The sequence below is a fragment of the Arthrobacter sp. zg-Y750 genome, from assembly GCF_020907365.1.
Classification (GTDB): Bacteria; Actinomycetota; Actinomycetes; order Actinomycetales; family Micrococcaceae; genus Arthrobacter_B.
This window is the reverse complement of record NZ_JAJJOC010000001.1, coordinates 32,098-58,413: the sequence shown is the minus strand read 5'-3', so window position 1 is coordinate 58,413 and position 26,316 is coordinate 32,098. Positions and strand designations below refer to the sequence as shown.

27 protein-coding genes and 1 other RNA gene are annotated in these 26,316 nt (G+C 64.8%); 14 read left to right on the top strand and 14 right to left on the bottom strand.

Annotated features, from left to right (window positions below):
- Positions 1-8: 8 nt before the first annotated feature.
- Positions 9-1,559: a DUF2142 domain-containing protein gene (locus LOC57_RS00275; RefSeq protein WP_231700390.1), complete on the top strand. Its 1,551-nt coding sequence runs from the start codon at positions 9-11 to the stop codon at positions 1,557-1,559.
- A gap of 30 nt (positions 1,560-1,589) precedes the next feature.
- Here the strand turns inward: LOC57_RS00275 and LOC57_RS00270 are convergent, their stop codons facing one another.
- Entirely contained in the window at positions 1,590-1,895 is a 306-nt protein-coding gene (locus LOC57_RS00270) for a hypothetical protein (protein ID WP_227913764.1), read from the bottom strand.
- A 159-nt stretch (positions 1,896-2,054) separates the two neighbouring features.
- Between LOC57_RS00270 and prfB the strand changes: the two genes are divergently transcribed.
- The 8 genes from prfB (at position 2,055) to LOC57_RS00230 (ending at position 8,664) form a co-directional block, all read left to right on the top strand.
- Complete coding sequence (gene prfB / locus LOC57_RS00265; protein ID WP_227913766.1) at positions 2,055-3,173, top strand: peptide chain release factor 2; 1,119 nt, start codon at positions 2,055-2,057, stop codon at positions 3,171-3,173.
- Between the two features lie 156 nt (positions 3,174-3,329).
- Positions 3,330-4,079 (top strand): cell division ATP-binding protein FtsE, encoded by a 750-nt coding sequence (gene ftsE / locus LOC57_RS00260; RefSeq protein ID WP_227913768.1) that lies wholly within the window; start codon positions 3,330-3,332, stop codon positions 4,077-4,079.
- Positions 4,076-4,978, top strand: coding sequence for a permease-like cell division protein FtsX (gene ftsX, locus LOC57_RS00255; RefSeq protein ID WP_227924943.1), 903 nt, complete (start codon positions 4,076-4,078; stop codon positions 4,976-4,978). Before ftsE ends, ftsX begins: the two co-directional genes overlap by 4 nt.
- 73 nt (positions 4,979-5,051) lie before the next feature.
- Positions 5,052-6,452, top strand: coding sequence for a M23 family metallopeptidase (locus LOC57_RS00250; protein ID WP_227913772.1), 1,401 nt, complete (start codon positions 5,052-5,054; stop codon positions 6,450-6,452).
- 44 nt (positions 6,453-6,496) lie between these two features.
- Positions 6,497-6,970 (top strand): SsrA-binding protein SmpB, encoded by a 474-nt coding sequence (gene smpB / locus LOC57_RS00245; protein WP_227913773.1) that lies wholly within the window; start codon positions 6,497-6,499, stop codon positions 6,968-6,970.
- Complete coding sequence (locus tag LOC57_RS00240; RefSeq protein WP_227913774.1) at positions 6,967-7,326, top strand: hypothetical protein; 360 nt, start codon at positions 6,967-6,969, stop codon at positions 7,324-7,326. Before smpB ends, LOC57_RS00240 begins: the two co-directional genes overlap by 4 nt.
- Before the next feature lie 65 nt (positions 7,327-7,391).
- Positions 7,392-7,763: a transfer-messenger RNA gene (ssrA, locus tag LOC57_RS00235) on the top strand.
- A 268-nt stretch (positions 7,764-8,031) separates the two neighbouring features.
- Complete coding sequence (locus LOC57_RS00230) at positions 8,032-8,664, top strand: uracil-DNA glycosylase (protein WP_229957457.1); 633 nt, start codon at positions 8,032-8,034, stop codon at positions 8,662-8,664.
- On the opposite strand, the gene LOC57_RS00225 is transcribed toward LOC57_RS00230, so the two are convergent.
- Positions 8,661-9,047 carry a hypothetical protein gene (locus LOC57_RS00225; RefSeq protein ID WP_227913785.1) on the bottom strand — a complete coding sequence of 129 codons (387 nt, stop codon included), beginning with the start codon at positions 9,045-9,047 and terminating at the stop codon, positions 8,661-8,663. The two genes, LOC57_RS00230 and LOC57_RS00225, sit on opposite strands and share 4 nt — an antisense overlap.
- A 90-nt stretch (positions 9,048-9,137) precedes the next feature.
- Complete coding sequence (locus LOC57_RS00220) at positions 9,138-10,340, bottom strand: ABC transporter permease (protein ID WP_229957455.1); 1,203 nt, start codon at positions 10,338-10,340, stop codon at positions 9,138-9,140.
- Between the two features lie 142 nt (positions 10,341-10,482).
- On the opposite strand from LOC57_RS00220, the gene LOC57_RS00215 reads away from it, so the two are divergent.
- A complete protein-coding gene (locus LOC57_RS00215) occupies positions 10,483-10,932 on the top strand; it encodes a MarR family winged helix-turn-helix transcriptional regulator (protein ID WP_227924938.1) in 450 nt (149 codons plus the stop codon).
- 72 nt (positions 10,933-11,004) lie between these two features.
- Here the strand turns inward: LOC57_RS00215 and LOC57_RS00210 are convergent, their stop codons facing one another.
- Positions 11,005-11,505 carry a DUF1269 domain-containing protein gene (locus tag LOC57_RS00210; RefSeq protein WP_227913788.1) on the bottom strand — a complete coding sequence of 167 codons (501 nt, stop codon included), beginning with the start codon at positions 11,503-11,505 and terminating at the stop codon, positions 11,005-11,007.
- A gap of 199 nt (positions 11,506-11,704) precedes the next feature.
- On the opposite strand from LOC57_RS00210, the gene LOC57_RS00205 reads away from it, so the two are divergent.
- The gene (locus tag LOC57_RS00205) at positions 11,705-13,417 is read left to right on the top strand and encodes an alpha,alpha-phosphotrehalase (RefSeq protein WP_227913789.1); all 1,713 of its coding nucleotides are present in this window, start codon (positions 11,705-11,707) and stop codon (positions 13,415-13,417) included.
- A gap of 7 nt (positions 13,418-13,424) precedes the next feature.
- Here the strand turns inward: LOC57_RS00205 and LOC57_RS00200 are convergent, their stop codons facing one another.
- From LOC57_RS00200 to LOC57_RS00175, 6 genes are all read right to left on the bottom strand, one after another.
- Positions 13,425-14,516 (bottom strand): carboxylate-amine ligase, encoded by a 1,092-nt coding sequence (locus LOC57_RS00200; RefSeq protein ID WP_229957453.1) that lies wholly within the window; start codon positions 14,514-14,516, stop codon positions 13,425-13,427.
- Positions 14,517-14,682: 166 nt separating this feature from the next.
- The gene (locus LOC57_RS00195) at positions 14,683-15,456 is read right to left on the bottom strand and encodes a class I SAM-dependent methyltransferase (protein WP_227913791.1); all 774 of its coding nucleotides are present in this window, start codon (positions 15,454-15,456) and stop codon (positions 14,683-14,685) included.
- A gap of 2 nt (positions 15,457-15,458) precedes the next feature.
- Positions 15,459-16,268 (bottom strand): histidinol-phosphatase, encoded by an 810-nt coding sequence (hisN, locus tag LOC57_RS00190; RefSeq protein WP_227913792.1) that lies wholly within the window; start codon positions 16,266-16,268, stop codon positions 15,459-15,461.
- Positions 16,269-16,349: 81 nt separating this feature from the next.
- On the bottom strand, positions 16,350-17,465 hold the full coding sequence (rsgA, locus tag LOC57_RS00185) for a ribosome small subunit-dependent GTPase A (protein WP_227924934.1): 1,116 nt from the start codon (positions 17,463-17,465) through the stop codon (positions 16,350-16,352).
- Between the two features lie 2 nt (positions 17,466-17,467).
- A complete protein-coding gene (aroA, locus tag LOC57_RS00180) occupies positions 17,468-18,793 on the bottom strand; it encodes a 3-phosphoshikimate 1-carboxyvinyltransferase (protein ID WP_229957451.1) in 1,326 nt (441 codons plus the stop codon).
- Positions 18,794-18,798: 5 nt separating this feature from the next.
- Positions 18,799-19,347: a DoxX family protein gene (locus LOC57_RS00175; RefSeq protein ID WP_227913795.1), complete on the bottom strand. Its 549-nt coding sequence runs from the start codon at positions 19,345-19,347 to the stop codon at positions 18,799-18,801.
- A 267-nt stretch (positions 19,348-19,614) separates the two neighbouring features.
- Between LOC57_RS00175 and LOC57_RS00170 the strand changes: the two genes are divergently transcribed.
- Both LOC57_RS00170 and rsrA read left to right on the top strand, forming a co-directional pair.
- On the top strand, positions 19,615-20,295 hold the full coding sequence (locus LOC57_RS00170; RefSeq protein ID WP_227913796.1) for a sigma-70 family RNA polymerase sigma factor: 681 nt from the start codon (positions 19,615-19,617) through the stop codon (positions 20,293-20,295).
- Positions 20,292-20,552 (top strand): mycothiol system anti-sigma-R factor, encoded by a 261-nt coding sequence (rsrA, locus tag LOC57_RS00165; protein ID WP_227913797.1) that lies wholly within the window; start codon positions 20,292-20,294, stop codon positions 20,550-20,552. The genes LOC57_RS00170 and rsrA overlap by 4 nt, the downstream gene beginning before the upstream one ends.
- Positions 20,553-20,645: 93 nt before the next feature.
- On the opposite strand, the gene LOC57_RS16570 is transcribed toward rsrA, so the two are convergent.
- Positions 20,646-20,720, bottom strand: coding sequence for a 50S ribosomal protein bL37 (locus LOC57_RS16570; protein ID WP_369299106.1), 75 nt, complete (start codon positions 20,718-20,720; stop codon positions 20,646-20,648).
- A 140-nt stretch (positions 20,721-20,860) separates the two neighbouring features.
- Between LOC57_RS16570 and LOC57_RS00160 the strand changes: the two genes are divergently transcribed.
- Positions 20,861-21,826 carry a zinc-binding dehydrogenase gene (locus LOC57_RS00160; RefSeq protein ID WP_229957449.1) on the top strand — a complete coding sequence of 322 codons (966 nt, stop codon included), beginning with the start codon at positions 20,861-20,863 and terminating at the stop codon, positions 21,824-21,826.
- A 66-nt stretch (positions 21,827-21,892) separates the two neighbouring features.
- Here LOC57_RS00160 and LOC57_RS00155 read toward each other — a convergent pair whose 3' ends face one another.
- The 3 genes from LOC57_RS00155 to LOC57_RS00145 are packed head-to-tail and all read right to left on the bottom strand — an operon-like array spanning position 21,893 to position 26,261.
- Entirely contained in the window at positions 21,893-23,677 is a 1,785-nt protein-coding gene (locus LOC57_RS00155) for an ABC transporter ATP-binding protein (RefSeq protein WP_227913799.1), read from the bottom strand.
- A complete protein-coding gene (locus LOC57_RS00150) occupies positions 23,674-24,717 on the bottom strand; it encodes an ABC transporter permease (protein ID WP_227913800.1) in 1,044 nt (347 codons plus the stop codon). Before LOC57_RS00150 ends, LOC57_RS00155 begins: the two co-directional genes overlap by 4 nt.
- Positions 24,718-24,728: 11 nt before the next feature.
- Complete coding sequence (locus LOC57_RS00145; RefSeq protein ID WP_229957447.1) at positions 24,729-26,261, bottom strand: ABC transporter permease subunit; 1,533 nt, start codon at positions 26,259-26,261, stop codon at positions 24,729-24,731.
- Positions 26,262-26,316 lie beyond the last annotated feature (55 nt).

The window sequence follows — 26,316 nt, the reverse complement described above, 5'->3', positions numbered from 1 at the left end:
ACCTAAGAATGCACCAGAAGAGACCCCACGCAAGCCGTCCCAAACTGTCCTTTCCGGTTGTATTCGCGATTCTTGGACTTTTGACGACCATATGGTCCCTTGCTTCCCCTTTGCTGTCAGTGCCGGACGAAGACGCGCACGTGGTGCGGGCGGCCTCTGTGGCCCGGGGTCAGCTCATCGGCATCTTCAACGGGCAGCAATCCGAAAAGACCGTGGTTAACGTTCCGCGGTACTTGGCGCATCTCGATGACGGAAAATGTTATGAGTTCAAGGCATGGGTAACTGCAGACTGCGCGCCACCCCTCGATGCAACTGACAACGGGCTGGAAGCGGCAGGCACCAGTGCGGGTAACTACAACCCGATCTACTACCTTGTAGCCGGCCTGCCGACCTTGTTTCTTAGCGGTGCTCCGGCCGTCTACGGCATGCGGATACTCAGCGGGCTGCTATGCGCTGCCCTGCTCGCCTCCACAATGTGTGCCGCCGGGCAGCTACGAAAACCCAAATGGCCTTTCGCGGCCGCTTTGGTGGCGTTGACCCCCATGGTCTTGTTCCTGAGTGGTTCAGTGAACCCGAACGCCCTTGAGATTGCGGCCGCGGCGGCGGTTTTCATGAATCTCTGTGTCGTTCTCGAAAACCATCCGGGACTAACTGCGGTTCGGCTGAACATTCTCATGGTGGCCGTTTCCGGTGCTCTCCTTGCCAATACGAGACCGGTCTCTCTTATGTGGCTCCTTTTGGCAGTTGCAGCCGCCGTATTCAGCTATGGGTACCGTCCGCTGGGGAGGGTGCTGGCGGATAGGTTCAGCCAAGCAATGATCGCGGTCCTGGGGGCCGGATGTTTGCTGAGCCTGCTGTGGCTTGTGAAAGCGCAAAGCTTTAAGAGTCTGGTGGGAGAACCGCTGGATATTGATCCCAGTACAGCAGCGGCAATTATGCTGGATCGCACCTTTGATTACGCTACCGGTTACATCGGTTTTATGGGCTGGCTGGACACCCGTCTGCCATCCGGCATCTACATTTTCTGGTACTTCACCATGGCGGTCGTTCTCCTGGCCGGTATCACATCACGTCCCGTGCGCGGCCGGTGGGGTATCTATTTGCTCATCATCGCGGCTGTTGCAGTTCCGCCCCTAATGCAGGCGAAGGTTGTGCAGGAACTCGGGTGGATATGGCAGGGACGCTATCTGCTGGCACTCATAGTGGTGCTGCTGCTGGCCTGCGGTGTGGCCCTCAGGTTCAAGCCCTTCCCGAAATCATTGTGGGCGCGGAGCGCAGCGAAGTGGCTGCTGGCCACAGCGGTCGCGGTCCACACGTATGCCTTCGTTTATGTTCTTCGACGGTACACGGTAGGTCTAGACGAGATGGTCCGCTGGAAGGAAATGCTTGATCCGGCGTGGCAGCCTCCGGGCACCTGGCAAGGGTTGACCCTGGCCTATCTCATGGTGATGGCGGCGGGTGCGGTCCTGGCGTACAGGTATCTTTTTTTGACGGCAAAGCAGCCGGTGCTGACAGCGCAACCTGCATCTCCGGGAAGGCACGCCGCCGTCAGCCAGTGACCTGCTCGCCGGGAGCGTCCCTTTCCGGAGCTAGGACGCGCGGCGTTCGCTCTCTGCCGCAGCTTTGTCCCGGGCCGGCCCGTGGCCCCAGCCCCCGTGGTCGATGTCCAGGATCTGGCCGTCCTCGCCGTAACAGATGGTCACGCGCTCACCGAACTGGTCGCAGTCCTCGTCAGGGCACCGGTCTGTCATGGAACCGGCGAACTCGTTGGCAAAGTGCTGTTCCCACTCATCCACCTTGCCCATGGCCCAGGGGTCGCCCTCCTCCGCCAGGTCGTTGAGCTCATCGAGGGTGTACATGCGTCCGCGCTGCGGGTGTCCCTGCTGATCGGCCAAAACAGGCTCCTTCCGGAAGGCAAATTGTCCGTTCCTTTAATCTAGCGCGGGCTGCCGGGACAGCCTTGCGGGCGGCCCGGCGCGTCACGGATCGGCTGCGGCGGAAGTACGACGGCGGATCAGCAGCGGCACAGGGACATGGCGTAGTCTGTTAGCACCATGGCAGAAATAGATTTTCCCGCAGAAATCCGCGCCCTCCGCTCCACCTTCGCCTCCATTGAAGAGGTCTCGGACGTGGCAAAGATCAAAGAGGACATCGAAGAGCTCAGCGAGATGGCCGGCGTTCCGGACCTCTGGGATGACCCTGCCGAAGGGCAGAAAATCACCTCCAAGCTCTCGCACCGCCAGTCCGAACTGGAACGGCTCCGGACTATCCAGTCCCGCATCGATGACCTTGAGGTCCTCGTGGAACTGGCACAGGATGAGTCCGACGCAGACTCCAAGGCCGAGGCCGCGGCGGAGCTCGAATCCCTGCGCAAATCCCTGTCCCAGCTGGAAGTTGTCACCCTGCTCTCCGGCGAATACGACGCCCGCGAGGCCGTGGTGACCATCCGCTCAGGAGCCGGGGGAGTGGACGCCGCCGACTTCGCCGAAATGCTGCTGCGCATGTACCTGCGCTGGGCCGAACGCCACGGTTACCCCACACAGGTGCTGGACACTTCCTATGCCGAAGAAGCAGGACTGAAATCTGCCACCTTCGAGGTGAAGGCCCCCTACGCCTTCGGCACCCTGGTGGTGGAGGCCGGTACGCACCGGCTGGTCCGCATCAGCCCGTTCGATAACCAGGGCCGCCGGCAGACTTCCTTTGCCGCCGTCGAAGTTATTCCGCTCATTGAGGCGACAGACCACATCGACATCCCGGACAACGAGATCCGTGTGGACGTTTTCCGTTCCTCCGGCCCCGGCGGCCAGTCCGTGAACACCACCGACTCCGCGGTGCGCCTGACCCACCTTCCCACCGGCACCGTGGTGTCCATGCAGAACGAAAAGTCGCAGCTGCAGAACCGTGCCGCCGCCATGCGCGTGCTCCAGTCCCGCCTGCTGCTGCTGAAGAAGGAGCAGGAGGACGCCGAGAAGAAGGCGTTCGCCGGTGACGTGAAGGCCTCCTGGGGAGACCAGATGCGTTCCTACGTGCTCAACCCTTACCAGATGGTCAAGGACCTGCGGACCGAACACGAGGTGGGCAACACCTCCGCAGTGTTCGACGGCGAGATCGACGACTTCATTGACGCCGGCATCCGCTGGCGCGCCACCGGCAGCATCCCGGCCACGAAGTAGGACCGGCCGGGCGCAGGCTCGGAACTGCACGCCTGGTCGACACGCGGTGCCCGGTTATGGCTGATCGCCTTCGAAGCTGGCTATAGTCGAGGGGCCGGTGCCCATATCCCGAACCAAGGCCCGTGTCTCCGGCTGCTCCATGGGCACTAAGTAGTCATGATTACCTTCGACAATGTCACCAAGCTCTATGACCGGAATTCCCGGCCGGCGCTCAACTCGGTCAGCCTTGACGTGGACCGCGGCGAGTTCGTCTTTTTGGTCGGTGCGTCCGGATCGGGCAAGTCCACCTTCATCCGGCTGATCATGAAGGAAGAGCACGCCACTCGGGGAACGGTGTACGTGGCAGGCGCCAACGTCGCCAAGATCCCCAGCTGGCGCGTACCGCGGCTGCGACGGGGGATCGGCGTCGTTTTCCAGGACTTCCGCCTGCTGCCCAATAAAACCGTTTTCGCCAACGTGGCGTTCGCCATGCAGGTGATCGGACGCAGCCGCGCCGTCATCCGCGACTCCGTCCCGGAAGTGCTCAAGACCGTGGGTCTGGAGGGCAAGGAAGACCGCATGCCGCATGAACTTTCCGGCGGCGAGCAGCAGCGCGTTGCCATTGCCCGGGCCATCGTCAACAAGCCCGGCATCCTGCTGGCGGATGAGCCCACCGGAAACCTGGACCCCGCAACGTCCCTGGGCATCATGAAGGTGCTGGACCGGGTGAACCAGAACGGCACCACCGTAGTGATGGCCACCCACGACGATGACATTGTTAATGCCATGCGCAAGCGCGTGGTGGAACTGCGCAACGGCAACATCATCCGTGACGAGCACGAGGGCATCTACCTGGGTGAACCTGCGGCGGAAACGCGCACCGCGCCCGATGTTCCGGCGCGGCGCGAGAGCGGGGTTGCCGAATGAGGCTCGCATTTGTCCTGGGGGAAATCGGTTCCGGGCTTCGCCGCAACCTGTCCATGGTCATCTCGGTTGTCCTGGTGACCTTTGTATCGCTGACCTTCGTGGGTGCGGCCGGGCTGCTGCAGCTGCAGATCGGGCAGATGAAGGGCTACTGGTACGACCGCGTGCAGGTGGCTGTCTACCTGTGCACCGACAATGATGTCTCTGCCTCCTGCGCCTCCGGTGCCGTCACGGACGAACAGCGTGACGCGATTGAAGCGGATCTGCGGGCCGACAAGTACGTCGAATCCGTGGAGTACGAAGACCAGGAAACGGCGCTGTCGCATTTCCGTGAGCAGTTCGCCAATTCGCCGATCGTGGACAGCATAACGGCCGACATGCTGCCCGAATCCTTCCGGGTGTCCCTGGTGGATCCCGAAAAGTACGAGGTCATCAACGAGGCTTTCTCCTCGAAACCGGGGGTTGAGTCCATCAGTGACCAGCGCGAGCTCTTCGAGAAGATGTTCACCTACCTGAACCTCGCCTCCGTGGCTGCCCTGGGCGTGGCCGCAGTCATGCTGATCTGCGCCATCCTGCTGATAGCCACCACCATCCGGCTATCGGCTTTCAGCCGCCGGCGGGAAACCGGCATCATGCGCCTGGTCGGCGCGTCCAAGGCCGTCATCCAGCTGCCCTTCGTGCTCGAAGGCGTGATTGCCGCCGTCATCGGGGCAATCCTGGCCTCCGTGGCACTGTGGAGCACCGCCCACTTCTTCATCGGCGCACTGGCCCGGCAGTACCCCACCACCGCTTTCATCTCCTCGGAGCAGGTGCTGTACCTGACACCCGTCCTACTTGTTCTCGGTGCGCTGTTGGCGGGGGTATCCTCGCTGTTGACGCTCCGCCGGTATCTGAAGGTCTAGAGTCATGAAGCAAGTAAGCGCCGGCACCGAAGGTGCAGGATCGGAAGCCGCAGGAACATGGAGAGTCTCGTCAATGGATAATGCTGTCCCAAAACGTCCCGGGCGTGCTCCCGCAGCACGCGCGGCTGCGGCCGCCGCCGTTCTCCTCACCCTGACCTTTTCGGTGGCCTTCACCGGGCCTGCTGCCAACGCTGATGACTTGGAAAACCGGCTGGCAGGCGTCGAGGCCGAAAAGCAGAAGGTCCAGCAGACCTACGAGTACCTTGGCGAAGACATTGCCGAAACCGTGGCCAAGCTGAACATCTACCAGGGCCAGCTGCCTGCCGCCCAGCAGTCGCTGGCCGACGCCGAGGGACGCGTGGACAGCGCTGCCGGCAAGGTCAGTGCACTGAACGACCGCGTGGCCCTTGCCCAGGAGACACACAAAACCATTACCGCCCAGATCGAGAAGGACCGCGAAGACATCGCGGCCACCGAAAAGGCCATTGGGCAGATCGCTTCCCAGGCCTACAAGAACGGTGGAGTTCCCTCCACCCTTTCCCTGATGTTCGGCGCCAAGGGTGCCGACAGCCTGTCGGACTCCCTGGGCATGGCGGAGCAGGCGCTCAAGGGACAGAACGCCGCAGTGGAGAAGCTCTCCCAGCAGAATGCGAACAACGTCAATTCAGAGGCCCGGCTGGCAGCCGTGGCCGAAGAAATCAGCAAGCTGAAGGCACAGGCAGAGGAAGCGCTGAAGGCCGAGCAGTCGGCCCGGGACGCTGCAGCAGTCGAAAAGGAAAAGGTCGACGGCCTCATCGCACAAACCGCGGCCATGAACCAGGAACTGGAGGCCCAGAAGCCGAAGCTCCAAGCGCAGATGGCCAACCTGGAGCAGGAAAGCGCGCAGATCAACGCCGATATTGCCGAGCGGCAGCGGGTCCTGCTGGAGGAATACCGGCAGCGCGAACAGGCCCGGATTGATGCCGCCAACCGCGCGGCCGCTGCCGGGGGAGGCGGCGGCGCCCCGCAGCAGATGCCGGCACCAAGCGCCCCCTCGGCATCCTTCGGGCTGCGGTATCCGGTGATGAATGCACCCATTTCTTCCGGTTTCGGATGGCGGGCGACCCCTGCCGGAACCATCGACTTCTACGGCAAGGGCGGCTACCTGCATGCGGGCACCGACTTTGCCGGCGGGTGCGGAGCCCCTATCTATGCTGCCGCGGCCGGAGAGGTCTGGCGGGCCGTTCCGTCAACTAATCAGTCGGAAATGATCGGCGCGGGTAACTACGTGGTGCTCAATCACGGAGTGGTGGGCGGCAACGTCCTGGCCACGAATTACTACCATATGACCCAGTACGTTGTTGCCCAGGGCCAGTGGGTCAACGCCGGCCAGCTGATCGGTTACATCGGCCAGACCGGAAACGCCCAGGGCTGCCACCTGCACTTCGAGACCATCCTGAACGGTAACCCGGTTGACCCGATGTCACTCCTGTAGGCCTACAATGGAACTTTCGTTTCAACCTACTAAGGAGTTGCCCCGTGCCTAAGGAAAGTGGCCGGAAGGTAGTGGCCACCAATCGCAAGGCCAGGCATGACTACGAAATCCTCGACACCTACGAGGCCGGAATGGTATTGATGGGCACCGAGGTCAAGTCGCTGCGCGAGGGCAGGGCCTCGCTGGTGGACGGATTTGCCACCTTCTACAACGGCGAACTGTGGCTCGAAGCTGCCTACATTCCGGAGTACCTCAACGGCAGCTGGACGAACCATTCAGCGCGCCGCCGCCGTAAGCTCCTGCTGCACCGGGAGCAGCTGGAAAAGATCATGCGCAAGACCAGCGAGTCGGGTTTCACCATTGTGCCGCTGCAGCTCTATTTCCTGGACGGACGGGCAAAAGTCGAAATAGCCGTCGCCCGCGGTAAGCGCGAGTACGACAAGCGCCAAACCCTGCGGGAAAAGCAGGACAACCGCGAGGCCCTGCGTGCCATGCGGGACAAGAACCGCGGCGCATGAGCGGCACGTTCTGGGAAGCACAGGAAGAAACCGCTGAGGAAGCATCGGCCCGCAAGCCGGTTTGGACCTGGGCGGTTGCCGTCATTGACCTGTTGATCGTGCTGGCCGTAGTGCCGGTGGTCATCTTGGTAGTGGTGCCGTTCTTCGCGGTCTATTACCTCTATCTGGCGCACCTTCTGGTATGGGCGGCGCCGGCGCTGGTCCTGGCCAACGTGGCGCTGTTCCTCTGGGCCTTCCGCCGCAAGGCTGCAGGCATGACGGCGCTGAGCATCCTGTCCGTGTTTTTCGTGGCGCTCTCCTGGGTCCTGCTGATCGTCTGGCGGGCGCCCGTGGTGGTCTTCGGCATCACCTTCTGAGCGCCGCCGGTGCCGCATGCGCTACAATAGGTGTTCCGGCTTCGGCCGGATTGGCAACTCAATAAGGGGATGACCGGTTTCGACGATGTTTTGTTGAGACAGGGGAAGCGGGCCGAGGATACAGGGTTATCTCGTTAACGATCTCTGTAAACCAATAAGTGCCGAATCAAAGCGCACTGACTTCGCTCTTGCTGCCTAAGCAGTAAGGCATAGTCCGTCAGCCCGGGGATGCTCTCGCCCCGGTGCCTGGCGTCATTTAGAGGGCCACTGCTGAACACCTTCGCCGTTGGGGTGTTCGGGACTTTTAGACGGCTGGGTCCGGATCAGCCACTTGTCTGCGTGATGGCAGGGACCGAGAAAATCCGCTGCAGACTGCGCCCGGAGAAGCCCTGACAAAGCGACATCGGACGGGGGTTCGATTCCCCCCATCTCCACTGAAGGTCCCAATGGGCAGAAATGCTGCACTGGGAGTTGCCTCAGAGCGGGAAGCGTCTCCGGACGCTTCCCGCTCTGTGTTTAAGGGTTTACGCGCTGCCTTGGGGAGTCATTTCTCACACCCGAGGGTTTTAGCCTGCCGACGGGCTTTTTCCCGCCGGGCAAGCGGGGCTGCATTGGTAAACTTGCACTAACGCACTACCCGCGCCGGCAGGACCCGGGGCGGGCGATATAACCGGTCGGAAGACCTTGTAGGAGACGCACCACCTTATGCAAAGCCCGGCAGTTGAATCCCAGCATGATGACCTTTGGAACCGACGGTACGACCCCAATGTTGCGGACGTGAACCAGCTTTGCGACTCGCTGGCCGAGATGAAGCCCGGCAGCCAGGTCCCGTACATCGACCCCATGCACGATATCGGCGAGTGCCGCATCGTCAGCCTCTTCTCCAACATCGGCGACGCCCATGAGTCCGGTTTCATTACGGCCGGCGATAACGAGGCCATGGCCAGGCTGCTGGGCGTCCACTGGCAGGCCGGGCTGCGTCCCGAGTTCGTGATGCCGTGGAATACCTACCCCTGGCACGTACCCGGTGAGCCTAACGGCAAGCTGGCCAAGGAACAGGTGCAGGAAGGGTTGCGGCCGCTTCTGCGCTTCCTGGCCCTGGTACCGCGGGCCTCGGTGATCGTAGCGCACGGTACCGAAGCCCAGCGGCTGGCGGCAACGTTCCTCAAAACCGAAAACCGCATGATCTACCGCCGCAGCATCAAGGTGTACAAGGCCCGTTCGCTTTCCGGACGCTCGTTCGGCGCCACGGCTGAGCGGCAGCAGGAGGCCCTGGATGACATGCGGGCAGCGTACACCGATGCGATGGCCAGAACGGGCCTGAGCGCTTCCCGCTAGGCCCCTTCACCCCGGGGCTGCTCCACGGGCGAGTCGACGACGCCGATGAACCGGGAGCCCACGCCCTCGTATTCGCTGCGTACGGCGCCCGGGGCCAGTTCCGGCAGTTCCCGGACGCTGTGGTCGAAGCAGGCCAGGAACGTAAATTCCGGCCACCATTTCTTGGGCCGTGCCGTTTCCGTGTACCCGCAGACCGTGCACGTCAGCGTTACCCAGACCGGCCGTTTTCCGGTCCGGTTGGCGCGGGACTGCACCAGCCATCCCGGCGGGTTGGCCTGCAGCTGCGCCAGTTCGGAGTCGCTGAGACGTGCGGGAATGCCGTGGCGCGTCGCCATTTCCAGTGGAATATCGAGGATCTGTGCGGCCTGGCGTCGTGTAGTCATCGGTTAAACGATACGCGGAAAAAACGTGCGGGGCCGTCCCGGGGATGCTGTCAGTCCCCGGAAACGGCCCCGCTTCGCTGTAATGAGGTGCTACGCGGCCAGGCCCTCTTCGTCCTCCCGTGCGCGGGCAAGCTCATCGGCAAGCCGCGTGCGGCGGACGCTCCACAGGTGGGTCAGCGCCAGCAGGCCGGCGCCGGCGGCGAGCCAGATGGCCAGTTTCAGCAGGTCGGTGCCAAAGGCCTGCCCGGGGAAGTACACGAGGCCCTGCGCCGCATGCAGCCAGGCCGCCCCGTTCCAGAATGACCCGAGGGCAGCGAAGAATGGGGGGACCGTCTCAAAGGTGAAGATGCCCCCGGAACTGGTGAAGTTGAGCATCACGAACAACAGGGTCAGCGTGGGGGTGGTCCACTTCCGCAGCATCGGGTACATTGCGACGCCGAGAAGGGTGATCGTGGCCACGTAAAGCCAGGTCAACAGCCAGATCCCCCAGTGGCTGTGCTCGATGACGCCGTAAACGGGTCCGGCAATGATGACGCCCATCGCGGCGATCACTGCGGAGGACGCCAGGGCAACCGCAGCCCGCCACAGGACGCTGATGCGGCCTGCGACGGCGGAGATCGCCACGGCGCTGGAGTAGCCGCCCACGCTCATGGCCACGAGCAGGAAGAACAGTCCCTGCGAGGTGGGATCGTGTTCGTTGGTGGGTACGACATCCACCACCTGAAGCGGTTTTTCCGACTCGTAGGCAAGGGGAAGGAAGATCTTCTTGGCTACTTCTGCCGTGGTGGCGGAACCGGCCGTGGAGACGTACAGAGTGGCGTCGTCCGATCCGGTTTCGTAGGCCACGGAGATATCGCGGTCGGTAATCAGGCGCCGCGCTTCCCCGGCATCGGGAACCGTGCGTACGTCCAGCTTGTCGGGTGCCGAGTCGTTCAACCGCTGGGCGAAGACCTCTGCCTGCGCGCCGGTTCCCACCACGGCGACTGCGAGATGGCGGGGCTCCGGTTCGTGGAAGGCGCCGAGGTAGGCCAGCCCCATTCCCGCCGCAAGGAAGAACGGGATCAGGATGTGGGCTCCCAGTGAGCGCCAGAAACCGGCGTCGGGGACCGACCCGCGGCGTCCATACTGGGCCCGGCGCTCCGTATGGCGGGCCGCGGGTGGTGCGACGTGTGCATCGGGTGCGGGTGATGCAGCGGCGCCGGGGCCTGTTGCCGGTACCGTTTCTGCCAGCACGAGTTCGGTGGAGCGGGGGGAGCCGTCGGATAGATCGGGGCCGGAATGGGGGTCGGACATGGAACCTCTCGAAGCAGAAGAAGCGCAGCGGAGCACCGCCGCAGTGTTGCGTTATGCAACTTTGGTGAACACACCATTGTTGCATAATGCAACAGCCAGCGCCCGCCGGGAGGATCAGGTGCCGGGAGGGTAGGTTGGATACGTGGTGAAAAAGCAGGAAACCCAAGATGATCCAGTCGACAGCGTCTACGACGAGATCGAAGCGATCTACCGCCGGGCGCTGGCCCGCTCACGGCGGATCAATGCGCCCCTAACCCAGGTGGAACATTCGCTGCTGTCCTTCATTGGTGCCCACCCCGGCTGCCGGGCCACTGACATCGCGTCCGCGTTTTCCCTGAACCGTTCCACGGTCTCCCGGCAGCTCCACGCGCTGGCGGACCTGTCGCTCGTCACTGCCGGGGAGGAAGAACAGGGGCAGGGGCGCCGCGGCCGGATGCTGTACGTGACTGATGAAGGGCTCCGGCGCCTGGAGACGTCCCTCTCCGTCCAACGCAGCGCAGTGAAGTCCCGGCTCCGGGGCTGGAGCCAGGCGGAACTGCAGGATTTCCTGGCGGCCCTCAAGAGGTTTAACGAGGAACCCGGAAACTCATGACAGGGGAACGGGACGGCAGCCGTGGCTGCCGTCCCGTTCCGGCCGCGCGGTAGGCGCGCGCTGCCTTGCCCGCTATGCGGGGGTTGCCTCGGAGAATGCCGCCCGGAGGTTTTCTTCCTCGTCCTTCGAGAGATTCGTGTAGATCAGCTTCATGCCCTCATAGCCCTTGAAGGCGTCCGCTACGCGGTCTTCAACGGCATCGGAGGAAAGAACGAACAGCGCCGACGTTCCGGGAGTAACTTCCTGGCGGATCCGGGCAATAAAGTCATCACTGATGCCCACGTCCACCATGGACGCGGACAGTGCGCCCACGGCCGCGCCCACCGCGGCGCCGATCAGCGGCACAAAGAAAATCAGGCCGAACAGCAGTCCCCAGAACCCTCCACCCAGGGCGCCGGCTCCGACCAAGTTGTGTTCCTGGATGGTCTTCGGCTTCTTTTTGTCCCGGGGCCACGTGACGATTGCTTCATCCTGCACGTTGATCAGCCCCTGGGACTGCAGGCTTGCAAGGGTGTCCGTGGCGCGTTCCGCGGCCCCGGAATCGGAGAATTTCCAAACGGTAAGTGTTGCCATGGCAGTTACTCCAAACGTTTGAGTTGTGAGGAAGCGCCCGCGCGGGACCCCTCTGCAGGGCCAACGTTAGTGTCGTGCCGGTGCCCGTTCAAGCGAAAAGGCCGTCCCCCGCCCAGCCGGCCCCGTAACGTCCGGCAGCCCTGTGCTGGCCGGATACCGGGACGTAAAATGCTGGGACACTGTGAAAGGACGGACGTCCATGGAGAATCCCAACCGTCCTGCCTGGTGGGCAAACGCCGTCGTCTACCAGATCTATCCACGCAGCTTTGCCGACTCCACCGGGGATGGGGTCGGTGACATCGGCGGCATCATCGAGCACCTTGACCACCTCGTAGACCTTGGTATCGACGTGGTCTGGCTGTCGCCGGTCCACCAGTCCCCGCAGTACGACAACGGGTACGACATCAGCGATTACCGCCGGATCGACGAGCTCTTCGGCACCAATGAACAGTTTGAGGAACTGCTCGGCGGGCTGCACGACCGGGGGATAAAACTGGTCATGGATCTCGTGGTCAACCACACCTCCAGCGAGTATCCCGGATTCGTGGACTCCCGGTCTTCCCGCAGCTCCCGGAAACGGGACCGGTACTGGTGGCGGGATGCGCGGCCGGGCTTCGAGCCCGGGGAGCCCGGCGCAGAACCGAACAACTGGCGGTCCCTCTTCGGCGGGTCCGCCTGGACCTACGACCAGCTCACCCGCCAGTACTACCTGCACTTGTTCGCGCCCCAGCAGCCGGACCTGAACTGGGAACATTCCCGGGTACGGGAGAAGGTCTACGAAATGATGAACTGGTGGCTGGACAAAGGGGTGGACGGCTTCCGCATGGACGTCATCAACTTCATTTCCAAGGACCCCGCGCTGCCGGACGGGGTAGTGACGGAACCCTCCGGGGTGTGGGGCGACGGCAGCCCCTACTACGTCAACGGGCCGCGCATCCACGAGTACCTGCAGGAGATGCACCGGCGGGTCTTTAGCGAGCGTGACGGGGAGTACCTGACCGTGGGGGAGACCCCCGGGGCCACGGTGGACCAGGCCCGGCTGTACACGGACCGCCGGCGGCACGAACTGGACATGGTTTTCCAGTTCGAACACGTGAGCCTGGACCAGGGCCCGGGCGGGAAGTTCGACTACCGCCCCCTGTCCCTGGCGGACCTGAAAACCAGTTGGAACCGGTGGCAGCGAGGCCTGGCGGAAACGGGGTGGAACAGCCTCTACCTGAGCAACCACGACCAGCCGCGCGTCGTCTCCCGCTTCGGCGACGAAGCCCGGTACCGGTATGAATCGGCCACCATGTGGGCCACCCTGCTGCATTTGCAGCGGGGTACGCCCTACGTCTTCCAGGGCGAAGAGATCGGCATGACCAGTGCCGGGTTCACCTCGATCGATCAGTACCGGGACGTGGAATCGCTGAACTACTATGCCGAGGCGCTGGAGCAGGGCATGGACCGGCAGGCGGCGCTGGAAGCCCTGCGGCGGATGAGCCGGGACAACGCTCGGACCCCCATGCAGTGGACCGGCGGACCGAATGCGGGGTTCGGCGCAACCACGCCGTGGATTCCGCTGGGCGCCAGCTATCCCGCGGTCAGCGTGGAAGCGGACCGGGCGGCGGAGAAGTCGGTTTTCCGGTATTACCAGCGGCTGATTCAGCTCCGACATGAATCGGCACTGGTGTCGCTGGGTGATTTCCGCATGCTGGACCCCGAACACCCGACACTGTTCGCGTACAAGCGCACGCGGGGGGACCAGGCCCTGCTGGTCCTGGGAAATGTATCCGGCGATGAGCTCGGCATACCGTCCAACGCCGAAACCGGAACACTGGTGCTGGGTAATTACGGCGACGTCGGTGATCACCACCTGCTGCGCCCATGGGAGGCGCGGGTGCTGGATATTTCAACGTACCCGGGCGGCTGAGGAGTGCCTACTCGGCCGTCAGCGTTTCGGCGTAGAGGTCCGCAAGGGCGGTAAAACCGCCTGAGTGCACGGCGGCCCGCTGCCGCTCCGCGCCGGTGCCGGCGGCAAGGAGCCTGGCAATTCCTGCCAGTGCGAAGTCCCGGTCTCCGTTCGCGTCCAAGGCCGGTGACACGTAGTCCAGCAGCGCGGCCAGATGGTCGGCGGCCGGGATGCTGCCGCCGTGATGGGCCAACAGGTTTCCGCCCAGGCCGAACCGTGCAGCCTGCCACAGGCCCACGTCGAGCAGCTCCGGATCGGGAACAGCGGCAGCGTCCCCCTCATTTCCGGCTGAGGCAAGGGTTGCCACCAGCGCCCGGACCAGCACTGCCAGCAGCACGGAGTCCCGTGCCTGCAGCTGTGCGTCGGCAATCCGGACCTCCACGGTGGGAAAGTGCTCCGAGAGCCGGGCTGCCCAGCCCACGTGGCCGGCGTCGGGTACGACGTCGGTGGCCAGGAGCCCGGCGAGGCGCCGGGCGTAGTCTTCGGCGTCCTTGAAGAGCGGCGGGCAGCCCTGTACGGACCAGCGGCGGTAGTGGACCATCCGCCAGCTGGCGAAGCTGGTGTCCCCGCCGCGCCAGTACGGCGAATTGGCACTCAGGGCGCCCAGCAGGGCCAGCCACGGACGCAGCCCGTTCAGGACCCGCACCCCGCTCTCGCGCGAGTCGATGCCGACGTGGACATGGGTGCCGTTCACGTATTGCTCATTGGCTACCGCCCCGGCCAGGATTCCCATGCTCTGGTACCGTTCGGAGTCATTAAAGACGGCGGCAGTTGAGGGCATCAGGGGAGCTGTACCGGTGGCGGCAACCGCGGCTCCTGCGGCAGCGGCCGCCGCCGCCAGCCCCGTACGGAAGCCAAGCAGTGCCTCCATTGCCTCGTGCCGGTCCGTGCAGACCCGGGTGGAGCTCTCCACCTGTGCGTCCAGGAGCTCGGCGGAGCTGGTGAAGTTGTCCGCAGCGCCGGAGGCCAGCGCCAGGGCCAGTCCCGGGACCTGGGTGGGCAGTCCCGTGCGGGGATCGGTGAGGAGGAATTCTTCCTCGATCCCGAAGGTTAGGGCCATGTGCTCATCTCCCTGATACGCCGGGGTTTTCGGATGCGCCGGTGTTTGCCAATTCGCCGGGGTTTCCCAATTCTAGGGACGGCGGCGTACGGAAGCACACGGTTCACGCAGGAGGCCGTTGGCCGGGACGAAGCGGGCGGCCCGGCGCCGCCGGACGCCGGACTGTTCAGGCTGCCCGGACCGCCCGCCAGGTGAGAGTGAGATAGGGCAGGTCCAGGACTTCCCCGGGATGGTGGCCGAGGTGTTCGTACAGGTACCAGGTGAGGTTGGAGTGCAGCTTTTCGCGTGCAGCGGTATCTGCGGAGAGGTAGAAGGCGCGGGACTTGGCCAGCTCAAACAGGTCTTCGGGCGTCATCTGCTGCGCCCACGGAACGGTCGAGGAGGATTCCAGGATGAATTCCGGGCCCAGCTCCGGGCGGAATCCCGGGCGCAGTACATCTCCGGCGTGGATGATGCGCGAATAGCGGTGCACCCACGGCACACTGACGTCCAACTGGTTCCAGACCAAGCCCAGGATCCCGTGCGGGCGCAGCACCCGGGAGAACTCGCGGCTGGCCGCTCCCGGATCGCACCAGTGCCAGGCCTGGGCGACCGTGACCGCATCCGCAGACCGGTCGGGCAGGCCCGTGTCTTCCGCGGTGCCGACGCTGACCGGAACCTGCGGGAGTGAGCGGGAGAGCTGTGCCAGCATGTCCGCGGACGGGTCCACGGCGTGCACGGACAGGCCGGCAGCCTGCAGGACGCGGGTGTATTTCCCGGTGCCCGCGCCGACGTCCGCCACGTCCCGGACCGGCGGGAAGCCGGGGCGGGAAACCAGCCAGTCCACGGCCTCGGCGGGGTATCCGGGCCGGATGCGGTCATAGTGCTCCCCGCCGGCCTGATAGCTGTCAGCCAGCTGGCGGCGCCGGAGCGCTTCCAGCCGGGGCCCGGAAGTACCCACTGTTAGAGCAGATCGTCCAAGTCGGGGTTCAGTCGCTGCAGCACTTCGCTGTGCAGCGTCCCGTTGGTGGCCAGCGCATTGCCGCCGAACGGGCCGTCCTCGCCCTCCAGCGAGGAGAACCGGCCGCCCGCCTCGGTGACGATAGGTACCAGTGCCGCCATGTCGTAGAGGTTCAGTTCCGGCTCGCAGGCGATGTCCACGGCGCCTTCGGCGACCATGCAGTAGGACCAGAAGTCGCCGTATGCACGGGTGCGCCAGACGGATTCAGTCAGGTCTAGGAATTCTTCCAGGTTTCCGCGGTCCTTCCAGCCGCCCAGGCTGGAGTACGACAGTGAGGCGTCGGAGAGCCGGGAAACGTTGGAGACCTGCAAGCGGGTGGCAGAGGCCAGCGAACGGCCCATGTAGGCACCCGTGCCGGTGGCGGCCCACCAGCGCTTGCCCAGCGCAGGAGCGCTGACGACGCCGAGGACGGGCACGCCGTCGTCCACCAGGGAAATGAGGGTGGCCCATACGGGGACGCCGCGGATGAAGTTCTTAGTGCCGTCGATCGGGTCGATGATCCACCGGCGCGGACCGGAGCCGCTGGAGCCGAACTCCTCGCCCAGCACCGCGTCCCGCGGGCGGGCACGCGAAAGCTGACCGCGGATGGCATCTTCTGCAGCCTTGTCGGCGTCGGTGACCGGCGTGAAGTCGGGCTTGGTCTCGATTTTCAAGTCCAGGGCCCGGAAGCGCGACATGGTCTGGTCATCCACGGAATCGGCCATCACATGGGCCAGGCGCAGGTCATCGTTGTAGTTTTGAACGAACGGCATACTGTTCAACTTATCCTTATTCGGCGGCCGCTGCCCGGCATTACGCCCGTAAAGCAGGCGGTGTCCCGGCAACCGGCCGGGCTACTGCTCACCCAGCTCCTTGGCGGAGGACTTGTTTTCGGTACGCGTTCCGGTACCCAGCAGCCGGCGCAGCGACGCCAGGCGGGCCGGTCCGGCCGGACCGGCCTGGCCCTGCTCAACGTACGGATCCAGTCCGCAGCCGACGGCGGCCGAATCGTGCCGGCAGCCGCGTTCACAAGCGGCGGTTCCCGGCTCGAGGTCGGGGAAGGCCTGCAGGATCCGGTCCGGGTCAACGTGCGCTAGGCCGAAGGAGCGGATTCCGGGGGTGTCGATGATCCAGCTGCCCGCGGGGGAGTTGCTCAGCCGCAGCGCCAGCGCTGATGACGAGGTGTGCCGCCCGCGGCCGGTCACCGCGTTGACGCCGCCGGTGGCCCGTGCTGAGCCGGTCAGGGCGTTGACCAGTGTGGACTTGCCGACACCGGAGGGACCCACCAGCACACTCACGTTGCCTTCCAGGACCCCGTGCAGCGCTTCGACGGCCGTGCCCTGGAGCCTGGCGGAGAGGCCGTCGTCGGAACGCGCGTCGATGCCGGAGGCATCAGCGGCGGCGGTGCGGCTGATGATGACTTCCAGGTCCAGGTGCTCGTAGTTGGCCAGCAGTTCCGCCGGGTCCTTGATATCGGCCTTGGTGATGCACAGGACCGGGGAGATGCCGGCGTCGTACGCCGCCACCAGGGCACGGTCAATGAACCCGGTGCGCGGTTCCGGGTTCGCGGCCGCCACCACGATCACCAGCTGGTCGGCATTGGCCACCACTACGCGTTCCACCGGGTCGGTGTCGTCGGCGCTGCGCCGCAGGACGGTGGCGCGTTCCTCCACCCGGACCAGCCGCGCCAGGGTATCCGGGGCACCGGACACATCGCCCACCAGTGCCACCCGGTCTCCGGCGACCACGGGAGTGCGCCTCAGTTCGCGGGCGCGGGCGGCAATGACCGTTCGTTCATCTGCTGTGTCTTCGTCCACGACGGCGGTGTACCGTCCGCGGTCCACGGTGATGATCCGGCCGATGACGGCGTCGTCATGGGCGGGACGGTCCTTGGTGCGCGGGCGTGAACCCTTTTTGTTGGGCCGGACGCGTACGTCGGATTCGTCCCAGCCGCTGGTGCTTCGCGCCATGGTTATGCCACCGCCGTTTGGGTCAGCTGCTGCCACAGCTCGGGAAATTGGGGGAGGGTTTTGGCGGTGGTGCCGATGTCCTGCACCTCGACGCCGCGGACGGCCAGGCCGATCAGTGCCCCGGCCGTGGCCATGCGGTGGTCCGCATACGTGTTCCAGGTGCCGCCGTGCAGCGCGGCCGGGCGGATCAGCAGCCCGTCTGGTGTTTCTTCGGCGTCGCCGCCGAGCCGGTTGATTTCCGTGACCAGGGCGGCCAGCCGGTCGGTTTCATGGCCGCGCAGGTGCGCGATCCCGGTAAGGACGGACGGAGAGTCGGCAAGCGCACACAGCGCCGCGACAGTGGGGGCAAGTTCGCTGGTGCCGGCCAGCTCCGCGCCGGAGATCCGGCCGCTGCCGGTGACGGTCAGGGTGCCGTCCGCGAGGTGGACCTCAGCGCCGAGTGCGGGCAGGATGCTGCGCCATTTGTCGCCCACCTGGGTGGTTTCGGCGGGCCAACCGGTAATGCGGACGGTGCCGCCGGTGACGAGGGCAGCGCCGAGGAATGGGCCGGCGTTGGAAAGGTCCGGTTCAATGGCTGTGTCGAACGCGGCGATGGGGCCCGGCGCTACCTGCCACTCATTGGGAACGGAATCGTCCACCTGTACGCCCACGCTGCGCAGCACATGCACGGTCATGGCGACGTGGTCCGGGCTGGGCAGGGCCGGACCGCGGTGGACCAGGTGCAGGCCGTTCTCGAAGCGGGGGGCGGCCAGCAGCAGGGCGGATACGAACTGTGAGGATGCGCTTGCGTCGATCACCAGCCGGCCGCCGGAGGGGGCCCCGGACCCGGTGAGCGTAAAAGGCAGGGTCCCGCGGCCGCCGTCGTCCACCTGCAGCCCAAGTCCGCGCAACGCATCGATGACAGCGGACATGGGGCGTACCCGCGCGTGCGGATCGCCGTCGAATACGGTGCTGCCGGGCACGAGGGCAGCCAGCGGCGGGACAAAACGCATCACGGTGCCGGCCAGCCCGCAGTCCACCCGCCGCGGACCGGCCGCGGCGGGGAGGACAGCGGGCAGGGGATCAACCAGCAGATCGGGTCCGAACGCGCCGCTGCCCTCGACTTCAGTGACAACGGCGCCAAGCGCCCTGAGGGCGGAAACCATCAGCTCCGAATCCCGGGAATGCAGGGGCGCCCGCAGCCTGGACCTGCCGTCCGCGAGGGCGGCAAGGACCAGGTAGCGGTTGGTCAGCGACTTCGACCCCGGAACGGAGACGGTTGCCTCCACGGGCGAGGCAGCGAAGGGCGCGGGCCAGGGTGCCGGCAACCCGGCGTTCGGAGCAGTCATTGGTGCTAGGAACCCACGATGTCCGACGCAGCGTTGGACACGGCCTTGAGCTGCTTGCCGGTGGTCTTCTTGACCGCCTTCGCAGCGGCACGGCCCTTGCGGCCCGTGTCGGCGGCCAGGTGGTTGGCACGCCAGGCCAGTCCCGGACGGCCGTTCGTGTCCACAGCGGAGAGCAGGACGCCGCCGATCAGGGAGAGGTTCTTGAGCAGCTGGTTGCGCCGCTCCTTGCGCTCGGCAGCGGTGGAAGCCTCTGCGTTGCGGTACTCCACCACCGAGTTCAGAGCGGTGGTGCCGGCGAGCAGCAGGGACGCCAGGCGGGCGAACTTGCCCATGCCCAGCAGGGAGGCAGCAGCTACCTGGGTGTACCCGGCAACCCGGGCCACCAGCACGGGGTTGGAAGCGGCCCCCGCAGCAGCCGGTACGGTTTTGCCGATGAGGTTAAGGGTGGGGGTGAGCTGTTCGGCGGTCTGGTCAACATTGCGAAGGCGCTCCACGCCCACGGCAACAAAACCGGTGGCGAGCAGCGGGCGTGCAATCAAACGGACTAACGACATAAGTGCCTCCTGGCGAATCCACAAGTTACGCGAAAAACAACATTTGGTGCTGCCTCCACCTTAGTCCGGCTCCGTGCGGCTTTGGCACAATCCGGGCCTCCGGCGGGAATAGGGGGACCGGCGCCGTCGTTGGGACCAGTATCAGGATGTGCTTTCAACTGTTGAGGAGACGCCATAGTGCCAGCTGCCACGCTGACCGCAGTGCAGACTGCGCCGGAGCCGAAGCTACGCGTACGGGTGCCCGCCCGCACCGTAGACTGGGAGGTGATGAGAACTGATGCGCCGGAAGGCAGCCCCCACGTGGAAAACTTCGAACTTGACGTTGCCACCGAATCGGACGAGGCACGCAAGCTGCGCTTTGAGCAGGATGCCATGCAGTACGTGGACCAGCTCTATTCAGCAGCCATGCGGATGGCACGGAACCCCTCTGACGCGGAAGACCTGGTGCAGGAGGCCTACACAAAGGCGTTCTCCGCCTTTCACCAGTACCGGCCGGGAACCAACCTCAAGGCCTGGCTGTACCGCATCCTGACCAACACCTACATCAATCTCTACCGGAAGCGGCAGCGGGAACCCCTGCAGGCCAATTCCGAGGGCGTTGAGGACTGGCAGCTGGCCCGCGCAGCCGAGCACAGCTCCACGGGGTTGCGCTCCGCAGAAGCCGTGGCGCTGGACCATCTGCCCGACTCCGACGTCAAGGATGCCCTGCAGTCCATTCCGGAGGAGTTCCGGCTTGCCGTGTACTTCTCCGATGTGGAGGGTTTCGCGTACAAGGAAATCTCAGAAATCATGAACACGCCGATCGGCACCGTGATGTCCCGCCTGCACCGCGGGCGCAAGATGCTTCGCGAACTCCTGGCGGAGTATGCCCGCGACCGCGGCATCAAGGGCAAAGTGCCCGCAGCCGAAACCGGCGCATCAACCAAGAAACAGGGGAATGAGCTATGAGCGATTGCCAGAGCCTGGGCGATTGCGAAGACGCCCGCATCGAACGGCTGTACGAGTACCTGGACGGCGCGCTGTCCCACAAGGACCTCGTGGAAATCAAGGAACACCTTGACGGCTGTCCCGAGTGCGCGCAGGAACACGACCTGGAATGCGTCATCCGCTCCGTGGTGAAGCGTTCATGCACCGAAGCGGCTCCCGAGACGCTGAAGGCAAGCATCCTCAGCCGCATCAGCCAGATCCAGACAGCGGACCACTAAGACCGCCGCAGGCATGAAAAACCCCCGGTACCTGCTGGTACCGGGGGTTTTCTGTGCCTGGCCAAAAATGGCCACGCGGCTCACCATTCTTGCTTAGGTGTTGGGACGCTTACCGTGGTTAGCGCCGCCGCGCTTACGGTCACGACGCTTGCGTGCACGCTTGCTCATAGCTGCCTCCTTTGATTCCGAAAAGTTCTGCCCTCCAGTGTCCCACATGCCCCGCGTGCACGCCTAAACGGTCCTGTGCCCGGCACCACCCCTAGGATTGGGGTCACGAAGAGCCGCAAAACGAACAAGGGAGTTTCCAGATGCGAGCCGTATACGCACAAACCCAATCCGCCGGCGATCCGATCAGCGGCCTGCGGGTGGGGGAGCTCGAGACGCCTCAGCCGCCGGAAGGTTTCCGGCGCGTACGGGTCAAGGCCTCTGCGCTGAACCACCACGACCTCTGGTCCCTGCAGGGGGTGGGCCTGCCGGACGAGCGCCTGCCCATGGTCCTGGGCTGTGACGCCGCCGGCATCGACGACGACGGCAACGAGGTTATTGTCCACGCCGTTGTGTCCTCCCCGGGCTGGGAAGGGGATGAAACCCTGGATCCGCGGCGGAGCCTGCTTTCGGAGAAACACCCCGGCGCCATGGCCGATGAAGTGTGGGTTCCCGAACGCAACCTGGTGCCGAAGCCGGCCGGGCTGAGCTTCGAGGAGGCGGCCTGCCTACCCACCGCCTGGCTGACGGCATACCGGATGCTCTTCGCGGTCAACCCTGCGGCGCCGGGATCCACTGTCCTGGTCCAGGGCGCCGGCGGGGGAGTGGCGACGGCCCTGATCAGCATGGCTTCCGCTGCGGGGTACCGGGTATGGGCCGTCAGCCGGAGCGAAGCCAAGCGGGAGCACGCCCTGCGGTTGGGCGCGGAACAGGTGTTCGACGCCGGTGCCCGGCTGCCGGAGCGGGTGGACACGGTTTTCGATTCGGTGGGCGAGGCCACCTGGGCCCATTCGCTGAAGTCGTTGAAGCCCGGCGGTGCCCTGGTGACCTGCGGGGCCACCAGCGGACCCAACCCGCCGGCGGACCTGAACCGCGTGTTTTTCCTGCAGCTGAAGGTCCTCGGATCCACTATGGGGACCCGTGCCGAGCTGCAGCGCCTGGTGGCGTTCCTGCTGGCCACCGGAGTGCGCCCGGAGATCGACTCCGTGCTGCCGCTGGAGGAAGCGGAAAAGGGCTTCCGGAAAATGCAGGACGGCGACGTCGTGGGGAAGATCGTCTTCCGCCACTGACGCCGCCGCCGTTCCGGGCCGTACCCGGGGCAGCTCCTGTCCGGGAGCTGCCGCCTGGTGCTGTTCCTACTCGGTGCCGCCGGCGGAGAGCAGGGCGTTGCGCTGCTCCCGCCGGTAGGCCTGTTCTGCCGGATCCGGGACCGGGGCAGCTGCCAGCAGCCGCCGGGTGTAGGGATCCTGCGGGTACTTCAGCACCTGCTCAGTGGAGCCCTGTTCCACCATCCGGCCCTTGTTCAGCACGGCAATGTGGCTGGCCAGGATTTCCACCACGGCCAGGTCGTGGCTGACAAACAGGCACGCAAAGCCGTACTCGCGCTGCAGGTCCTGCAGCAGCGCCAGCACCCGGGCCTGGACGGAGACATCCAGGGCCGACGTCGGTTCATCCGCCACCAGCAGCGACGGCCGCAGCGACAGCGCCCGGGCAATACCCACGCGCTGGCGCTGGCCGCCGGAAAGCTCATGCGGGTAGCGGTTGCGGAAGCTCTTGGGCAGCTGCACGTCATCCAGCAGGTTCTCCACGCGCTTGTCCAGGTCTGCCTTGGACAGCTTCTCGTGCAGGAACAGCGGCTCGCCGATGCTTTCGCCGATGGACATGCGCGGGTTCAGCGACGCCGCCGGGTCCTGGAAAACGATGGCGAACTTCCGCCGCAGCGGACGCATCTTCTTGGGCGAAAGCCCGGCAATATCGGTCCCGTTGATCCGCACGCTGCCTTCGGCCACGGGCAGCAGCCCGGTCACGGCGCGTCCAATGGTGGACTTGCCGGATCCGGACTCGCCTACCAGGCCCATGACCTCGCCGGGCATGATGGTGAACGATACATCGGACACGGCACGGAACGCCGGCTGGCGGAACCGGCCCGGGTATTCGATGGCGACGTTCTCCAACTGCAGCGCCGGGGTCTGCGACGATGTCGGGTCGGTCACCTCGTTGGATTCAACCATCACCTGGCGGGGTGCCTCGGTGATTTGCAGGGAACCGTCGTCCTCCACCTCCACCGCGGCGAGCACGCCGCCGACCTTTGAGCCCAGGTGCGGCACGGCGTCGAGCAGGGACCTGGTGTAGTCCTGCTGCGGGGCACCGAAGAGGTCCGCGACAGAGGCCGCTTCCACGATCCGGCCGTTCTGCATCACCACCACGTTGTCCGCCAGGTCGGCCACCACGCCCATGTCGTGGGTGATCAACAGGATGGCACTGTTCAGGCGTTTGTTGAGCTTGCGCAGCAGTTCCAGAACCTCTGCCTGGACGGTGACGTCCAATGCGGTGGTGGGCTCGTCGGCAATGAGGAGGATCGGATCATTGGCGATGGCGATGGCAATCATTGCGCGCTGGCGCTGTCCGCCGGAGAACTGGTGCGGGTAGTTCCCGTAGCGGGTTTCCGGATCCGGGATTTCCACCATGCGCAGCAGCTCAATGGCTCGCTCGCGCGCCTGTGCCGGCGAGGCGTCGGTGTGCTGCTCGATGATTTCCTTGATCTGCTCACCGACGGTCAGCACCGGGTTCAGTGCGGTCATGGGTTCCTGGAAGATCATGGCGATGTCATTGCCGCGGATCTTCCGCAGCGCCGACTGCGGCGCACCGATCAGTTCCTTGCCCTGCAGCTTGGCACTGCCGGTGGAGCGCCCGTTGCCCGGGAGCAGGCCGAGCAACGCCATGGAGGACATGCTCTTACCCGATCCGGACTCGCCCACGATGGCCAGGATTTCGCCCGGGTACACGTTGTAGTTCACGTCTTCGGCGGCCATGACCCACTCGTTGTCCACGTTGAAGTCGACGCCGAGTCCGCTGACCTCAAGGATGGCGGATGCTGTTCCCGCCGCCGGGGTGTCGCTGTATACCGGTGTGGAGGTCATTGCTTGTTCCTTGTCTGTCGGGGATCAAACGCATCCCGGAGTCCGTCACCGATGAAGTTCACGGCAAGGGCGATGGCCACAATGAAGATGCCCGGCCACAGGAAGACCCAGGGGCGGACGGTCATCGCGGACCGGTTCTCGTTGATCAGCTTGCCCAGTGAGGTGTCCGGTTCCTGCACGCCCAGGCCCAGGAAGCCCAGGGCGGTTTCCAGCAGGATGGCTCCGGAGATGGCCAGCGTGGCGGAAACGATGATGACGCCCACGGTGTTGGGCAGGATGTGCTTGAAGATGATCCTGCTCGAGGTGGCGCCCACCGACTTGGCCGCTTCCACGAACTCCTTTTCCCGCAGGGACAGGAACTCGCCGCGCACAATGCGGGCCAGGCCGGTCCAGGTGAGCATGCCCAGGAAGACAGCGAAGACCACGATGCCGGCCTTGGCCACGATGGTGGACAGGACTGCGGCAACCACCAGCAGCGGGATGGTGATGATGACGTCGGTGAAGCGCATCAGGACGGCTTCGACCTTGCCGCGGTAGTAGCCGGCCAGGGCACCCACCACGGTGCCGATGACGGTGCCGACGATACCGACAATGAAGGCGATGGTCAGGGAGATCTGGGCCCCGCGCATGGTCATGGCGAAGTAGTCCCGGCCCAGGGCATCCTGGCCGAAGGGGTGTTCACCCAGCCCGGTCCAGGACAGGGTGGGCCTGCCGCCGTTGGATGTTTCCATCACTTCGGAGAAGGTGTGCTTCCACCAGCCCGGAATCTGCACGGGACCAACACTCAGGCCGATGGAGGTGAAGGCCAGCACCACGATGAAGAGCAGGCCGATCATGCCGCCCATGGCACCCTTGTGCCGGAAGAAGCGTTCGCGGACCAGCTTGGACTGGCTCTTGGCTTCAGTGATTTTCGGTTCGGCGACGACGCCCTGCGTAGCGGGGGAGTCTGCCGTGACGGTCCGCTGGCTGGCCAGCGTCATGGCTGCCAGCTCCGGGCTGGACTCCTTCGACCCGTCAGGGGAAATCTTGTTATCTGTCATTGGTCTGCCAATCAGTTCAGGCTGATGCGCGGGTCGAGGAAGGCGTACGCGATATCAGCCAGCATGTTGAAGGTCACCGCGGCCACGCCCGTGACGAGGAAAAACGCCATGATGACGTTCGGGTCCACGTTGGTGAGCCCGTCGGTGAACATCTTGCCCATGCCGTTCCAGCCGAATACCGACTCCGTGACCACGGCGCCGCCGAGGACACCGGCGAAGTCGAAGGCCATCAGGGTGGTGATGGGGATCATCGCGTTGCGGAAGGCGTGCTTCACAACCACGGTCCGCTCGCTCAGGCCCTTCGCCCGGGCGGTGCGGATGTAGTCCTGGGTCATGACGTCCAGCTGGCTGGCCCGGGTGTAGCGGGTGTACATGGCGAAGGAGATGAGCATGATGGCTATGGTCGGCAGAATCAGATACAGCGCGTAATCCAGGTTCACCTCCCAGAACGTGCCCTCCAGGTTGGGAGTGGAGGAACCGGTGGTGGGGATCGGCCGGCCGCCGTTCTTGCGTGAGAGCGACGGGTAGGCGTGCAGGAGGGCGTCCAAAAAGACGATGAAACCGATCAGCAGCCCGACGACGGCGGTCAGCTGGCGCGCCTGTTTGGCGTAGGGTCCGCCGACAAAGTGGCCGATGGCCGCAGACACGGCCACAGTCACGACCGCCAGCGCTGCGATGGTGAGCCAGTTGGGATCTTCCATGAGGGGCATGGTGACCAAGTAACCGACGAATCCTGCGGCTGCCGTTGCAAGGGTCGCGTAGACCACGCGGCGGCGCCGGAACCCGGCGAACAGGGCCGTGGCGCCCACCGCGATGGCGAAGGCACTGACCAGGACACCGAAGGGACCGAAACCCGGAGTCTTGAACCATCCGGTGATCAGCAGGAGCAGGAAAGTCAGAGAGGTTGCCACTGCGGCTATGCCGAAGACCCGTACCCGACGGCGGGTGTCGCCGCCGATGACGATCATCCAGATCAAACCGGCCACGAGTCCCAGCACCGCTATGCCCAGATAGGACATGGCCGGATTCGCGAGCCACGTGTTCAGTCCAATGGCCAGGTACTGCTTGAGCAGCGTGGACAGCCAGAACAGCGGCATGGAGAAGAGCAGGAAGGCTACGAAGGTGATCGAGTAGTCGAACACGCTGTACTGGCGAAGGGCCGTGACGACGCCGACCAGGACACCGAGGATGATCGCCAGCACCGTTGCTACGATCACCAGCCGGAAGGTCGAGCCGACCGCGGACTGCAGTTGCTCCACAACCGGGTTGCCTACGCGGTCCAGGCCGAGGGTGCACTGTGCCCCGCCCGGAACGATGCAGCGGCCGATTTCCTGCAGCCAGAGTATGTACCGGATATGGACCGGCTGGTCGAGGTGCATGGCTTCGGTGCGGGCTGCGATGCGGGACTCTTTGTCCGGACCGCGCAGCTCTGCGAGGTCGTGGTAAGGATCGCCGGAATTGATGGCCAGGACAAACATGAGGGCTGTCGCGGCGAGGAGGATGAAGAACGAGGAAACCGCTCTTTTAAGAATGAAGTAAAACACCGAGGGCTCCTTGGAGGGTGGGGCTAAAGAACACTGCGGGCATAAGCAGGGGGAT

Bases quoted from the DNA above. Each gene is read 5' to 3' on its own strand.
- LOC57_RS00175 (WP_227913795.1), bottom strand. From the start codon at position 19,347: ATGTCGTTAGTCCGTTTGATTGCACGCCCGCTGCTCGCCACCGGTTTT.
- LOC57_RS00170 (WP_227913796.1), top strand. From the start codon at position 19,615: ATGAGAACTGATGCGCCGGAAGGCAGCCCCCACGTGGAAAACTTCGAA.
- rsrA (WP_227913797.1), top strand. From the start codon at position 20,292: ATGAGCGATTGCCAGAGCCTGGGCGATTGCGAAGACGCCCGCATCGAA.
- aroA (WP_229957451.1), bottom strand. From the start codon at position 18,793: ATGACTGCTCCGAACGCCGGGTTGCCGGCACCCTGGCCCGCGCCCTTC.
- rsgA (WP_227924934.1), bottom strand. From the start codon at position 17,465: ATGGCGCGAAGCACCAGCGGCTGGGACGAATCCGACGTACGCGTCCGG.
- prfB (WP_227913766.1), top strand. From the start codon at position 2,055: ATGGCAGAAATAGATTTTCCCGCAGAAATCCGCGCCCTCCGCTCCACC.
- ftsX (WP_227924943.1), top strand. From the start codon at position 4,076: ATGAGGCTCGCATTTGTCCTGGGGGAAATCGGTTCCGGGCTTCGCCGC.
- LOC57_RS00225 (WP_227913785.1), bottom strand. From the start codon at position 9,047: ATGACTACACGACGCCAGGCCGCACAGATCCTCGATATTCCACTGGAA.
- LOC57_RS00200 (WP_229957453.1), bottom strand. From the start codon at position 14,516: ATGGCCCTAACCTTCGGGATCGAGGAAGAATTCCTCCTCACCGATCCC.
- hisN (WP_227913792.1), bottom strand. From the start codon at position 16,268: ATGCCGTTCGTTCAAAACTACAACGATGACCTGCGCCTGGCCCATGTG.
- LOC57_RS00205 (WP_227913789.1), top strand. From the start codon at position 11,705: ATGGAGAATCCCAACCGTCCTGCCTGGTGGGCAAACGCCGTCGTCTAC.
- LOC57_RS00250 (WP_227913772.1), top strand. From the start codon at position 5,052: ATGGATAATGCTGTCCCAAAACGTCCCGGGCGTGCTCCCGCAGCACGC.
- LOC57_RS00155 (WP_227913799.1), bottom strand. From the start codon at position 23,677: ATGACCTCCACACCGGTATACAGCGACACCCCGGCGGCGGGAACAGCA.
- LOC57_RS00210 (WP_227913788.1), bottom strand. From the start codon at position 11,505: ATGGCAACACTTACCGTTTGGAAATTCTCCGATTCCGGGGCCGCGGAA.
- ftsE (WP_227913768.1), top strand. From the start codon at position 3,330: ATGATTACCTTCGACAATGTCACCAAGCTCTATGACCGGAATTCCCGG.
- LOC57_RS00230 (WP_229957457.1), top strand. From the start codon at position 8,032: ATGCAAAGCCCGGCAGTTGAATCCCAGCATGATGACCTTTGGAACCGA.
- LOC57_RS00160 (WP_229957449.1), top strand. From the start codon at position 20,861: ATGCGAGCCGTATACGCACAAACCCAATCCGCCGGCGATCCGATCAGC.
- LOC57_RS00275 (WP_231700390.1), top strand. From the start codon at position 9: ATGCACCAGAAGAGACCCCACGCAAGCCGTCCCAAACTGTCCTTTCCG.
- LOC57_RS00240 (WP_227913774.1), top strand. From the start codon at position 6,967: ATGAGCGGCACGTTCTGGGAAGCACAGGAAGAAACCGCTGAGGAAGCA.
- LOC57_RS00150 (WP_227913800.1), bottom strand. From the start codon at position 24,717: ATGACAGATAACAAGATTTCCCCTGACGGGTCGAAGGAGTCCAGCCCG.
- LOC57_RS00220 (WP_229957455.1), bottom strand. From the start codon at position 10,340: ATGTCCGACCCCCATTCCGGCCCCGATCTATCCGACGGCTCCCCCCGC.